General features: G+C 72.1%; 14 protein-coding genes. 4 read left to right on the forward strand and 10 right to left on the reverse strand.

From position 1 onward, the window contains the following. Positions 1-8 precede the first annotated feature (8 nt). The 4 genes from MKK60_RS10805 to rph all read right to left on the reverse strand — a co-directional run bounded on the left by MKK60_RS10805 (position 9) and on the right by rph (position 3,233). Positions 9-590, reverse strand: coding sequence for a hypothetical protein (locus MKK60_RS10805; RefSeq protein ID WP_243985649.1), 582 nt, complete (start codon positions 588-590; stop codon positions 9-11). A 72-nt stretch (positions 591-662) separates the two neighbouring features. Continuing rightward, positions 663-1,841, reverse strand: a complete 1,179-nt coding sequence (gene hemW / locus MKK60_RS10810; protein ID WP_147844311.1) for a radical SAM family heme chaperone HemW — start codon at positions 1,839-1,841, stop codon at positions 663-665. 49 nt (positions 1,842-1,890) lie between these two features. Then, positions 1,891-2,523, reverse strand: coding sequence for an RdgB/HAM1 family non-canonical purine NTP pyrophosphatase (gene rdgB, locus MKK60_RS10815; RefSeq protein ID WP_243937362.1), 633 nt, complete (start codon positions 2,521-2,523; stop codon positions 1,891-1,893). After that, entirely contained in the window at positions 2,520-3,233 is a 714-nt protein-coding gene (rph, locus tag MKK60_RS10820; protein WP_147728963.1) for a ribonuclease PH, read from the reverse strand. The genes rdgB and rph overlap by 4 nt, the downstream gene beginning before the upstream one ends. A 148-nt stretch (positions 3,234-3,381) precedes the next feature. Here rph and hrcA point away from each other — a divergent pair, with 148 nt between their 5' ends. Next, positions 3,382-4,476: a heat-inducible transcriptional repressor HrcA gene (gene hrcA / locus MKK60_RS10825; RefSeq protein ID WP_147728964.1), complete on the forward strand. Its 1,095-nt coding sequence runs from the start codon at positions 3,382-3,384 to the stop codon at positions 4,474-4,476. A gap of 186 nt (positions 4,477-4,662) precedes the next feature. Here the strand turns inward: hrcA and MKK60_RS10830 are convergent, their stop codons facing one another. After that, the gene (locus tag MKK60_RS10830) at positions 4,663-5,520 is read right to left on the reverse strand and encodes a DUF1236 domain-containing protein (RefSeq protein WP_243985651.1); all 858 of its coding nucleotides are present in this window, start codon (positions 5,518-5,520) and stop codon (positions 4,663-4,665) included. A gap of 244 nt (positions 5,521-5,764) precedes the next feature. Here MKK60_RS10830 and MKK60_RS10835 point away from each other — a divergent pair, with 244 nt between their 5' ends. Then, the gene (locus tag MKK60_RS10835) at positions 5,765-7,114 is read left to right on the forward strand and encodes an MFS family transporter (RefSeq protein WP_147729610.1); all 1,350 of its coding nucleotides are present in this window, start codon (positions 5,765-5,767) and stop codon (positions 7,112-7,114) included. 30 nt (positions 7,115-7,144) lie between these two features. On the opposite strand, the gene MKK60_RS10840 is transcribed toward MKK60_RS10835, so the two are convergent. Together MKK60_RS10840 and MKK60_RS10845 are read right to left on the reverse strand one after the other, a co-directional pair. Beyond that, complete coding sequence (locus tag MKK60_RS10840) at positions 7,145-7,525, reverse strand: glutathione S-transferase N-terminal domain-containing protein (RefSeq protein WP_243985654.1); 381 nt, start codon at positions 7,523-7,525, stop codon at positions 7,145-7,147. A 199-nt stretch (positions 7,526-7,724) separates the two neighbouring features. Continuing rightward, positions 7,725-8,282: a superoxide dismutase family protein gene (locus MKK60_RS10845; RefSeq protein WP_243985655.1), complete on the reverse strand. Its 558-nt coding sequence runs from the start codon at positions 8,280-8,282 to the stop codon at positions 7,725-7,727. Positions 8,283-8,415: 133 nt separating this feature from the next. Between MKK60_RS10845 and MKK60_RS10850 the strand changes: the two genes are divergently transcribed. Together MKK60_RS10850 and MKK60_RS10855 are read left to right on the forward strand one after the other, a co-directional pair. Continuing rightward, a complete protein-coding gene (locus tag MKK60_RS10850) occupies positions 8,416-9,183 on the forward strand; it encodes a TlyA family RNA methyltransferase (protein ID WP_243985656.1) in 768 nt (255 codons plus the stop codon). Further along, positions 9,170-10,420 (forward strand): class I SAM-dependent RNA methyltransferase, encoded by a 1,251-nt coding sequence (locus MKK60_RS10855; protein ID WP_243985657.1) that lies wholly within the window; start codon positions 9,170-9,172, stop codon positions 10,418-10,420. Before MKK60_RS10850 ends, MKK60_RS10855 begins: the two co-directional genes overlap by 14 nt. A 149-nt stretch (positions 10,421-10,569) precedes the next feature. Here the strand turns inward: MKK60_RS10855 and MKK60_RS10860 are convergent, their stop codons facing one another. The 3 genes from MKK60_RS10860 to MKK60_RS10870 all read right to left on the reverse strand — a co-directional run bounded on the left by MKK60_RS10860 (position 10,570) and on the right by MKK60_RS10870 (position 12,304). Continuing rightward, on the reverse strand, positions 10,570-10,788 hold the full coding sequence (locus MKK60_RS10860; RefSeq protein WP_243985658.1) for a hypothetical protein: 219 nt from the start codon (positions 10,786-10,788) through the stop codon (positions 10,570-10,572). Between the two features lie 37 nt (positions 10,789-10,825). Next, entirely contained in the window at positions 10,826-11,299 is a 474-nt protein-coding gene (locus MKK60_RS10865; protein ID WP_243985659.1) for a hypothetical protein, read from the reverse strand. A 240-nt stretch (positions 11,300-11,539) separates the two neighbouring features. Then, positions 11,540-12,304 carry an SOS response-associated peptidase gene (locus MKK60_RS10870; RefSeq protein ID WP_243985660.1) on the reverse strand — a complete coding sequence of 255 codons (765 nt, stop codon included), beginning with the start codon at positions 12,302-12,304 and terminating at the stop codon, positions 11,540-11,542. Between the last annotated feature and the right edge of the window lie 43 nt (positions 12,305-12,347).

A 12,347-nucleotide genomic window follows, 5' to 3' on the forward strand; every position in this document is an offset into this window, starting at 1 on the left:
GCCGCGCGTCAGCCGTGGCCGATCATCGCCGCGCCGGCCGCGACGACCGTGCAGGCGGCGATGCGGCCGGCGGTCAGGCGCTCCGCCAGGAAGGCGCGGCCGAGGAGCGCGGCGAAGACCACGCTGGTCTCGCGCAGGGCCGAGACCGGCCCCATCGCCCCGAGCCGCATCGCCCAGATCACCGCCGCGTAGGCCAGCAGCGAGGCGGCGCCCCCGCCGACGGCGCGCGCGACCGCGGCGGGCCGCCCGCCGAGGGCCGCCGATCCGCGCGTCAGCAGGAGCCAGAGCGGAGACGCGCGGTGGACGGTGACCATCGCCGCGGTGTCGCCGACCCAGTCGCCCGACAGCCGCACGCCGATGCCGTCGATCAGGGTGTAGGCGGCGATCGTCGCGGCCGTGCCGAGCGCCGCCAGCAGCGTGCCGCGCGACAGGCCGGCCCTGCCCAGCGACAGCGACGGCAACCCGCCGCCGACCGGGGCGAGCCCGAGGCCGCCGACCGCAAGATTCATCACGCTCATGGTCCAGAGCCGGTCCGCGCCGCCGCGCAGCAGCGTGTTCCACCCGGCATGCAGCAGCGCCGCGAGCAGCACGAGGCCGATGACGGCCGGCGTCGTCGCCGGCTCACGGATCGGCTTTCGACGCGCGCGCGGAGGCGTACGGCATCACGCCGCGAGGCTCGCGACCACGGCGTTGAGCACCGGAGCGCCGCGCGCGGTCGCGGCGATGCGGCCGCCGTCGAGCCGCGCCACGAGGCCGTCGCCGATCAGCGCCGCGACCCGCGACCCGTCGAGCGGGCGGCCCTTGAGCGCGGCATAGCGCGCCGGGTCGATGCCCTCGGACAGGCGCAGGCCCATCATCAGGAACTCGTCGCCCTGGTCGGCGCCGGCGATCGTCTCGGTCTCGGCGATGCCGTGGCCGTCGCGCTCGACGCGGGCGAGCCAGGCCTCTGGCGCCTTCTCGGTGACGGTTCCGAGTCGGCCGGCCTCCGTCACGAGACGGCCATGCGCGCCGGGGCCGATGCCGGCATATTCGCCGTAGCGCCAGTACAGCAGGTTGTGGCGCGACTGCGCGCCGGCACGCGCGTGGTTCGAGATCTCGTAGGCCGGCAGGCCCGCCCGGTCGCAGACCTCCTGGGTCACGTCGTAGAGCGCGCGGGCGGTCTCGTCGTCGGGCGGCACCAGCCGGCCGGCGGCGGCGAGCCCGTAGAACGGCGTGCCGGGCTCGATGGTGAGCTGGTAGAGCGAGAGGTGCTCGGCCGCCCGGCCGATCGCCTCGGTGAGCTCGCGCCGCCACGCCGCGGCGGTCTGGTTCGGGCGCGCGTAGATCAGGTCGAACGAGCTGCGGTCGAACGCGCCCTGCGCGACCCGGATCGCGGCGAAGGCCTCCTCGGCGCTGTGCAGCCGCCCGAGGCTCTTGAGCGAAGCGTCGTCGAAGGCCTGGACGCCGAGGGAGACGCGGTTGACCCCGGCCGTGCGGTAGCCCCGGAAGCGCCCGGCCTCGACGCTGGTCGGGTTGGCCTCCAACGTGATCTCGGCGCCGGGCTCGACGCCCCAGGCTGCGGCGATGGCATCGAGGATGCCGGCGACCGTCGCGGGCTGCATCAGCGAGGGCGTGCCGCCGCCGAGGAAGATGCTCGAGACGGTGCGGCCGGGGGTGCGCCCCGCCACGTGCGCGATCTCGGCGCGGAAGGCCGCGAGGTAGCGCGCCTCGTCCACCGGCGCATGGCGGACATGGCTGTTGAAGTCGCAATACGGGCACTTCGAGGCGCAGAAGGGCCAATGCACGTAGACGCCGAAGCCCGCATCGCGGGTCGGGTGGTCCGGGCCTGAACGGTCAGTCATCGCACGCGATGTGCTCGCGTGCGCGCCGTTTGGCAATCGCCCGATCCGTTCAGCCCGGCCGGCGCAGGCATGCGGCGGCGAGCTTCACGAAGGCACGGGCCCGGTGCGAGAGGGCGTCGCCGGTCTGCCAGTCGACCCCGTGCTTCTCCTCCGACGCGATCTCGCCGAAGGTGCGGTCGAAGCCGTCGGGCCGGAACATCGGGTCGTAGCCGAAGCCGGCCGTGCCGCGCGGCTCGACGAGGTCGCCGAAGACGCGGCCCTCGAACAGCTCGGTATGGCCGTCGGGCCAGGCCAGCACCAGAGCCGAGACGAAATGCGCCCGCCGGTCCCTCGCCCCGCGCAGGTCCAGCTCCGCGAAGATCCGCGCCATCGCGCCGGAAAAGTCCTTGGACGCGCCGGCCCAGCGGGCGGAGAACAGCCCGGGCGCCCCATCGAGCGCATCGACGCACAGGCCCGAATCGTCGGCGAAGGCCGGCAGGCCCGCGGCGTTGGCGGCGGCGACCGCCTTGATCGCGGCGTTCTCGGAAAACATCGTGCCGGTCTCGTCGGGTTCCGCGAGCCCGAGCTCGCCGGCCGAGACCGCCTCGACGCCGAAGGGCGCGAGCAGCTCGCGCATCTCCACCAGCTTGCCGGCATTGTGGGTCGCGATCACGACCCGGCCCGAGAGGATGCGGTGGCTCATGCGATCGCCTGCTTCTGGAGGGCGACGAGGTCGGCGACGCCGCCCTTGGCGAGCCGGAGCAGCGCGAGCAGCTCGTCCTCCGAGAACGGCTTGCCCTCGGCGGTGCCTTGGACCTCGACGAGGCCGCCGGTGCCGGTGATGACGAAGTTGGCGTCGGTCTCGGCGCCCGAATCCTCGGCGTAGTCGAGGTCGAGCACGGCGGCGCCCTTGACGATGCCGCAGGAGATGGCGGCGACGTGGTCGCGCAAGGGGTCGACCGAGATCATCGAGCGGGCGCGCATCCAGGCGAAGCACTCGTGCAGCGCGACCCAGGCGCCGGTGATCGATGCCGTGCGGGTGCCGCCGTCGGCCTGGATCACGTCGCAGTCGACGGTGATCTGCTTCTCGCCCATCGCCGGCAGGTTGGTGACGGCGCGCAGAGATCGCCCGATCAGCCGCTGGATCTCCTGCGTCCGGCCCGAGGGCTTGCCGGAATTGACCTCGCGGCGGGTGCGCTCGTGCGTGGCGCGCGGCAGCATGGCGTACTCCGCCGTGATCCAGCCCTTGCCCGAGCCGCGCAGCCAGTGCGGCCCGCGCTCCTCCAGCGAGGCGGTGCACAGGACCCGGGTCTCGCCGAAGGTCACGAGGCAGGAGCCCTCCGCGTAGCGGGCGACCGAGCGCTCGAGCGTGACCTTGCGCAACTCGTCGGCCGCGCGCTTCGAAGGCCGCATGCGGCGTTCTCCTGATTCCCGAATTCGAGCGGGGTGCTTAGGCTGCGCCGCCACACGCGGCAACCCGAGGCGCCCGAGCGCCGTATGAGAAGCTCATGGATTGATCCGCAGGCTTTAGCGGGACACAATCATCGGCCAGGAACCGCGCGTGACCGAGTTTTCCCGACCCTTCTCCCAACCGCCGCAGGCGCAGGCCCTCGCCGCGCTGAACGAGCGTGCCCGCGAGATCTTCCGGCAGATCGTCGAGGGCTATCTCTCCACCGGCGAGCCGATGGGATCGCGCAACCTCGCGCGCATCCTGCCCATGACCCTGTCGCCGGCCTCGATCCGCAACGTGATGTCCGACCTGGAGCAGTCCGGGCTGATCTTCGCGCCGCACACCTCCGCCGGGCGCCTGCCGACCGAGCTGGGCCTGCGCTTCTTCGTCGACGCGATGCTCGAGCTCGGCGATGTCGGCCGCGAGGAGCAGGAGCGGATCGAGGCGCAGATGCGGGCGGCGGCCTCGCGGCACACCTTCGATTCGGCGCTGGCCGAGGCGTCGAGCCTGCTCTCGGGCATCTCGCGCGGAGCCGGCGTGGTGCTGACGACCAAGACCAACGTGCAGCTCAAGCACATCGAGTTCGTGCGGCTCGATCCGGCACGCGCCCTGGTGGTGCTCGTCTCCGACGACGGCTCGGTCGAGAACCGCCTGCTCGACCTGCCGCCGGGCCTGCCGGCGAGCGCGCTGCAGGAGGCGTCGAACTACCTCAACGCCCGCCTGCACGGCCGCACCCTCGGCGGCCTGCGCGCCGAGATCGAGGCGGGCCGCCAGGCGATGAAGCGCGAGCTCGACGCGATCACCGAGCGCCTGGTTGATGCAGGTCTCGCCGTGTCCGTCGGCCCGAGCGAGGCCCGCCAGCTCATCGTGCGCGGGCAGGCCAACCTGCTCGACGACCTTCGCGCGATCGAGGACCTCGAGCGGATGCGGCTGCTGTTCTCGGACCTCGAGACGCAGAAGGACGTGATCGACCTGCTCGCCCGCGCCGAGGGCGGCGACGGGGTGCGGATCTTCATCGGCTCGGAGAACAAGCTGTTCTCGCTCTCCGGCTCGTCGCTGATCGCGGCGCCGTTCCGCGACGGGTCGCAGACCATCGTCGGCGTCGTCGGCGTGATCGGCCCGACGCGCCTGAACTACGCCCGCATCGTGCCGATGGTCGACTACACGGCGCGGGTCGTCTCGCGGATGCTCGACCGCGGGACGTAGGGCCGGGGCCGCTCGCCCAATGCGCCGCCGCGCCCCTCGGTTGACGCGGAATGTCGGCCCGCGAAGCACATCGGGAGAGGGGGAGCGCCGTATCCGGACGACGCACCCGCCTCTCCCGACCCTTGCCGCCACGAGGCCCACCCTCCCCCGCAGAGGAGGGAGGGCAGGCCGGCGCGGGTTTTCGCCTCAGCCGCGGATCACGTCCACGATCTGGTAGGTGTCCGGATCGACGATGACGATGTCGTCGTCCACGAGGACGTAGCTGTAATCCTCGTATTCCGGTGCCAGCTCGACGATCGCCGGCGGGAGGCGGTGCAGTTCATAGCTGCGGGCGATCGCCGTGCCGACGGTGAGCGCGAAGGCGCCGGCCGCCAGGCGCGGCACGCCGCTGCGGAACAGGTCCTGGCGGAACCGGGTGCGCTCGGCGCCGCCGAGACGCCCATAGGCGCCGCGGGCCTCGCCGCCGCCGCGCGGACCGCGGGCGCCGCGATCCGGACGACCGTCGCGGTCGCCGCGGGCACCGGGGCCGTCGCGATCGCCCCGGCCGTCACGGGCGCCGGGACCATCACGGTCGCCGCGTCCGTCGCGCGCCGCCGGACCGTCGCGATCCCCGCGGGGGCCGCCGGTCTCGTTGCGCCCGGGGCCGCCGCGCTCGTCGCGGGCGCCGGGCTTGCCGCCGGGGCCGTCGTCGCGCATCGCACCGCCGCGTTCCGCACCGCCCGGCGCCCCGCGATCGGCACCGACCGGACCGGCCCGGTCGGCACCGCCGCCCGGCCCGCCGCGCTCGGCCGCGCCGCCCGCCGGGCCGCCGGCGTCGTTCCCGCGCATCGCGCCGCCGGCACCACCGCCAGCACCGCCGCCAGGGCCTGCACCGCCGCGCATGCCACCGCCGGCGCCGCCGCCAGCACCGCCCGCCGGTCCGCCGGCGCCGCCGGCGCCGCCCGGCCCGCCGGCACCGCCGCCGGGGCCGCCCTGGCCGAAGGCCGTGGCCGTGCCCAGCACCAGCACGGCGGCCGTCACCGTTCCGCGAAAGATCTTGTTCATGGCGCTCGATCCCGTCCCGTTATTGTTGAAAGGCCGCGTCCGTCGCCGACCGACGAAGTCACCGCCCCGAAACGGTACAGTCCCGAAAAGCGTTCCGTCGGCGCGTGCCTCTCGGAGACGACGTGACACGGGCGGTGGGCATCCTCGTTCGCGCGCCCACGCGGCCTAGGCGGTCCCGGTCCCCGCCTGTAACGTCGCCCGTATCAAGAATGCACCGTCCGAACGACGGAGACAGGGAGCCAGCATGTCCGACTCGATCGGGATCGCGCCAACCGCCGAAGACGTGGCGGCCGACCGCAGCCGCCGCATCCGGGCGATCGTCGCCTCGTCCTCCGGCAATTTGGTCGAGTGGTACGATTTCTACTGCTACGCCTTCTTCGCGATCTACTTCGCGTCGTCGTTCTTCCCGAAGGGCGATTCCACCAGCCAGCTTCTCCAGACCGCCGGCATCTTCGCCGTGGGCTTCTTCATGCGGCCGATCGGCGGCTGGCTGTTCGGGCGCATCGCCGACCGCGTCGGGCGCCGGACCTCGATGGTCATCTCGGTCCTGATGATGTGCATCGGCTCGCTGTTCATCGGCCTGCTGCCCACCTACGAGACCGTGGGCGCCGCAGCCCCCGTGCTGCTGCTGCTGGCGCGCATGCTCCAGGGCCTCTCGGTCGGCGGCGAGTACGGCACCAGCGCCACCTACATGAGCGAGGTCGCGCTGAAGGGTCAGCGCGGATTCTTCGCCTCGTTCCAGTACGTGACGCTGATCGGCGGCCAGCTCCTGGCCTCGCTGGTGCTGATCGTGCTGCAGTTTGCGCTCACCGAGGCGCAGCTGCACAGCTTCGGCTGGCGAATCCCGTTCTTCCTCGGGGCGGTGGCCGCCATCGTCGCCCTCTACCTGCGGCGCTCGCTCGCCGAGACCGCGGGCTCCGACAAGGAGAACGCCGGCACCTTCTCCGAGCTTGCCAAGCATTGGCGCGCGTTCTGCGTGGTCCTGGCCTACACCGCCGGCGGCTCGCTGGTGTTCTACACCTTCACCACGTACATGCAGAAGTATCTCGTCAACACCGCGCATTTCGACAAGGGCACGGCCTCGCGCACGATGACCGCGGTGTTGCTGGTCTACATGATGGTCCAGCCGCTGTTCGGCGCGCTGTCGGACCGGATCGGGCGCAAGGCCAACATGCTGCTCTACAGCGGCCTCGGCACGCTGATGGTTGTGCCGCTGATGACCGCGATCGGCGCGACGCAGGACCCCTACGTCGCCTTCGGCCTGATCACGCTGGGGCTGCTGGCGGTGAGCTTCTACACGGGGATCAGCGGCATCGTGAAGGCGGAGCTGTTCCCGACCAAGGTCCGCGCGCTCGGCGTCGGCCTGTCCTACGCCCTCGCCAACGCCACCTTCGGCGGCACCGCCGAATACGTGGCGCTGTGGTTCAAGGAGGCGGGGATGGAATCGAGCTTCTTCTGGTACGTCACCATCCTGCTCGCGATCGCCTTCGTCGCCTCGCTGATCATGCCGAACCCGAAGGTCCACGGCTATCTCGACGGTGACGGCACGGTGGAGGAGGCGCTCGGAGGCAAGCCGCGCCTGGCGCGGGCCTGAGCCCGGCCCTGCCGTCGCGCGGAATGCCCGTCAGGCCGTCCGGGACCGGTTCTTGAGCTCCATGTTCTCGCGGTAGAGGGACTGGAGGTTCTTTAAGACGCCGCCGAGATAGGCCTGGTAGGTCGGCAAGGCATCGGGCGCGACGCCGGCGCGCTCCGCGAAATGGGCGACGATGGCATCGGATTCGGTCGTGAACCGGCCGGGCGCAAGCTCGGCCGTCGGGGAGGTCACCGTCTCGACCGCCGGCGCGAGCCGGCTGCGGATCGACGTCTCCGCCGCGTCGCCGGGGACGAACTCGCGCAGGTCCGCCCGATCCAGCTGCCCGGTTTCGAGCAGGAACAGGCGGACCTTGAAGCAGAACGGGCAGCCCGCCTTCAGGTAGACGGTCGGCTTGAACGCGGCTTCGGTCATCGTCGGTCGTCCTCGTCGTCGAAGTGGGTCGGGCAGTCCCGCGGTAGCGGACCGGAAGCGCTCGGCGGCGCGGCCGGGGACCGCGCCGCCGCGTCAGATCCGACCGATCCGCCGGTCGGCACGGGCCGGGACATCCCTCGCCGGGCGTCGGCCGTCTGTGACCGAGGGCCTCGTGCCCCTCAGCGGATCGTCGTGCGGGTCACTTGATCACCGCGCAGCCGATGCGGTTGCCGGCGCCGCCGATCGGCTGCGTGGTGTGGTCGTCCTCGTTGGTGTGGACGATCAGCGCCGAGCCGTCGCCGTCCTGGAGGCCGCCGTCGCCCGTCAGCGGCGTCTCGCTGGAGACCTCGGCGTTCACCGAGCCGTCGGCTGCCGCGTAGACGTTGGGCAGGTCGCCCTCGTCCGGGCCGTCGGGGTTGAGCAGGCCGTGCTTGCTCTGGTCGTGGTTCACGTGCGCCTTCGAGTTCATGAACTTGTCGGTGTCGGAGCAGTCGCCGACCGCGTGGAAGTGGATGCCGTGCCAGCCGGGCGGCAGGCCGCCGGCCTTGATCGCGATCCGCATCACCAGCGCGTTCGCGCCGTCGCGGATCGTCAGCGTCCCGATCGTCTCGCCCTTGTTGTTCTTGATCTCGCCGGTGAAGGTCTGGGGTGCGGCGGCCGGGGCCGACTCCGCGGCCGGCGGGGTCTGCGCGAGCGCTCCGGTGGCGCCGGATGCGAAGCCGACGAGGGCTGCGAGCAACGGCAGGGTGCGTGTCATGTGATGGCTCTCCTCTCCACGTCGGGCTAGTTAGGCCGTCATCCGGTCCTCCGACAGGGCTTTCTTCGATCGCGCCGCCCGGGCAGCCCGGCGGCCGGACCATTCGTGACCCCTTCCCCGTGAACCAGCCTCGATGACGCGCGACAGGATCAGGGCCGACCTCCTGCTGGTCGAGCACGGCCATTTCGAGAGCCGGGCGCGGGCGCAGGCCGCCATCGCCGCCGGCCTCGTGCGGGCCGACGGACGCGCGGTCACCCGCGCCTCCGAGCGGCTGCCGGCCGACGCGGCGATCGAGGCCAGCGCGCCCCACCCCTTCGTCTCGCGCGGCGGCCTGAAGCTCGAGGCGGGCCTCGACGCCTTCGGCCTCGATCCGGCCGGGCTCCCCTGCCTCGACGTCGGCGCCTCGACCGGCGGCTTCACCGACCTGCTCCTGCGCCGCGGCGCGACGCGGGTCGTCGCGGTCGATGTCGGGCACGGCCAGCTTCACGCCAGTCTGGCCGCCGACCCACGGGTCACGAACCGCGAAGGGACCGACATCCGAACCCTCGCGCCGGGCAGCCTCGACCCTGCCCCTTGCCTTGCCAGCATCGACGTGAGCTTCATCGCCCTGCGCCTCGTGCTGCCGGCGGTGGCCGGGCTGCTGGCGCCGCGCGCGCACCTGATCGCGTTGATCAAGCCGCAATTCGAGGCCGGCCGCGAGCGCGTCGGCCGCGGCGGCATCGTCCGCGACGACGCCGTCCACGCGGAGGTCTGCGATGCGGTGCGCCGCACCCTCGCCGGCCTCGGCTTCACGATCCTCGGCCTGATCCCCTCCCCCGTCCGGGGCGGGGACGGCAACACCGAATTCCTCGTCGGCGCACGCGCCGATCGACCGCACGAAAGACCCGATGACCGCATCTGAAACCGTCACGATCCGTCGCCTCGGCGCGCGCGGGGACGGCATCGCCGAAGACGGCACGGCGATCGCCTTCGCGCTTCCGGGCGAGCGCGTCGCGATCCGGCGCGACGGCGGGCGCGGCGAGCTCCTCGGCATCGAGACGCCCTCGCCCGATCGGATCGCCCCGATCTGCCCGTACTTCACCCGCTGCGGCGGCTGCGCGACACAGCACCTCGCGCCCGAGCCCTACGCCGCCTGGAAATACGCGCAGGTCGCCAACGCCCTGGCCCAAGCCGGGCTCGACCGCGCTCCCGATCCGCTGATCGACGCCCACGGCGAGGGCCGCCGGCGCATCACCCTGCACGTCCGCGAGGTCGAGGGCCGGGCCGAGGCCGGGCTGATGGCCGCGCGCAGCCACGCCCTCGTCGCGATCGACCATTGCCCGATCACCGTGCCGGCCCTGCATCGGGCCCCCGAGATCGCGCGGGCGCTCAGTGCGCCCCTCGGGCACGGGCGAAAGCCCCTCGACGTCGCGGTGACCGCGACCGAGGCCGGGCTCGACGTGGACCTGCGCGGCCACGGCCCGGTCGAGGCCGGCGTGCGCGCCACGCTGGTGCGGCTCGCCGGAGAGCTCGACCTCGCCCGCCTGTCGCTGCACGGCGACGTGGTGGTGGAGCGCAAGGCCGTCACGGTGGCCTCGGGCGACGCGCGCCTCCATCCGCCGCCGGGCGGCTTCCTCCAGGCGACGGCGGCCGGCGAGGCGACGCTATCCGGGCTGGTGCGCGACGCCTTCACCAAGAAGACCAAGCGCGCCGTCGACCTGTTCTCCGGCTGCGGGCCCTTCACCCTGGCGATGGCGCGCACCGCCACCGTCCACGCGGTCGAGAGCGAGGCCGGCGCGCTGGCGGGCATCGCGCGGTCCTATCGCTCCGCGCTCGGCCTGAAGGGCGTCACCACGGAAGCCCGCGACCTGTTCCGCCGCCCCGTCCTCGCCCACGATCTGAACGGCTACGACGCCGTGGTCTTCGATCCGCCGCGGGCCGGCGCACAGGCGCAGGCGAAGCAGATCGCGGAATCCAAGGTGCCGCTGGCCGTCGGCGTCAGCTGCGACGCCGGGACCTTCGCCCGCGACGCGGCGACCCTGGTCGCGGCGGGCTTCGGCCTGGAGCGGGTCACCCCGGTGGACCAGTTCCGGTACTCGGGCCACGTCGAGATGGTCGGCGTGTTCCGCAGGGCGGTCGCGGTCAAGCGCCGGCTGTAGCGGCCGGCGGCCGCCTCGACGCGGGACCGAGCCCGCGCGGACGCGACGGGAGCGTCACGCCTCCCGGAGGCAGGGAAGAGGTCGAATCTCGTCGCTCCGTGCGGGTCGGTCGCCGCGAAGGCGCGGCGCCGCACACGGGGTGGGGCCGGCTACGAGCGGTCGGCCTCGGCCGTCACGAAGGTCAGGCAGCGGGCGCGGGCCTGCGGATCCCTGATGCGGTCGAAGGCTCGAACGAGGGCCAAGGTCTCGACCTCTCGGGATTCGGGCTCGCCCCCCGTGAAGAACGTGCTGACCGGCTCATCGAGCGTTTGCGCGATCCGCTCGAGGCTCGCGCGCGCGATGGACAGATGGGCATCCGGCTTTTTCACAAGACGACCTCATAGGCACGGCCTCCCACGGAGCCAATCAATTTATCGAGACTCCGGCGGCCTTCGGCCCAAGGCTGTTGGCGAGATGGCGACCCAGGATCACCAGGGCCTTCCGCACGATGTCGGCGGCCTCGTCGTTCCCGGTCGCCACAGCTTCGCGGTAGGCGGCGGAGAAGTCCTCGACGACCGCATCGAGCGCCTCGCCGTTCATGTCGGCCAGGAGAGTCTGGACGGCGCCGACGGAGACGGCATGCTTCGGTTCCTGCCACGCCGGGGCGAAACGCGTGCTCGAGGATCGGATCGCCTCGCGCGACCGATCGATCGCCAAGCGGGACAGCGCCATCAGATCGTTCGAATGGCCGATGCGCCGACGGCTCTGTCGTATCCGGGTCTTGAGAGCTGCTTTCTCGCATCGATAAGCAATCATGGATATGATCTCGCAGGTGATGAAATCGATGATCGTGCAAATGCGAAAGCAATAGACGGTAGGGCGCTGACAGTCTTGCGTCAAATCAACGTCTGATGTTCAGGTTTGTTTGTCGCGTGACCTGCGCATCAGGCTTTCGTGGGCCCGGTGCGCAAACGCCGGCCACGTCGTGCCTCGGTAGGGTCCTGGGCACGGCTGCCGCGCTCCAACCACCGAAAAAGGATCATAGGGCGGTTGGATGCTGCACGTTCACTCGGCCGGCGAGAAGTGACACCAACATAAGTTGTGTGTCCGCCTCACGTTTCTGTTACCGCGTGTGCCGGTTCAGAACAGGCTGCCTTGCGCGTCCTCGTCGCTGGACCGCGGCTGTTCGGCTGCTGGACGATCCGCCGGTGGGATGGCCGGCTGAGGCCGGCCGACCGGCTCGATCAACGCCGCGTCGTCGTTGCGAACGGCGTTCACCCGGTCGGAGACCGGGTCGAGGCGGAGCCAGTCGTCCGGGCATGGACGGCAGAGGGCCGCCGCCTCGGCCTGATCCACCGCGCGGGTGTCGAGCCAGGGTGCGACCTGCTCCGGCGCGAGGATCGCCGGCATCCGGTCGTGCACCGCCGCCATGGTTCCGTTGGCGCCCGTCGTGACGATGGCCGCCGTGTCGATCTCCGAGCCGTCCGCCCCGAGCCAGGATTCCCACAGGCCGGCGAGCGCCATCGGTGCGCCGTCCGCGCGGCGGATCGCGAAGGGCGTCCGCACCGCGCCGCGTCCGGTGCCCTCGCGCCGCCATTCGTAGAAGCCGTCGGCCAGGAAGACGCAGCGGCGGTGGCGCACCGCGCCGCGGAAGGTCGCCTTCTCCAGGATGCTCTCGACCCGCGCGTTAATCACTAGCGGAAAGGTCTTGGGGTCCTTCAGCCAGCTCGGCCAGAATCCCCAGCGCACCAGCCGGAAATGCCGCGCGCCGCTCTCGGCGATCACGATCGGCACGGGCTGGGTCGGTGCCACGTTGTAGCGCGGCGGAAAGTTCGGGCGCTCCGGGTAGCCGTAGAATTCGGCGAAGCGTTCGGGCGCCTGGGCGATGAAGAAGCGTCCGCACATCCCGAGAGGTTCCTATCCGCCGGCGATCGCCGCCCGCGGCGGC

The organism is Methylobacterium sp. J-092, assembly GCF_022829325.1.
GTDB lineage: Bacteria > Pseudomonadota > Alphaproteobacteria > Rhizobiales > Beijerinckiaceae > Methylobacterium.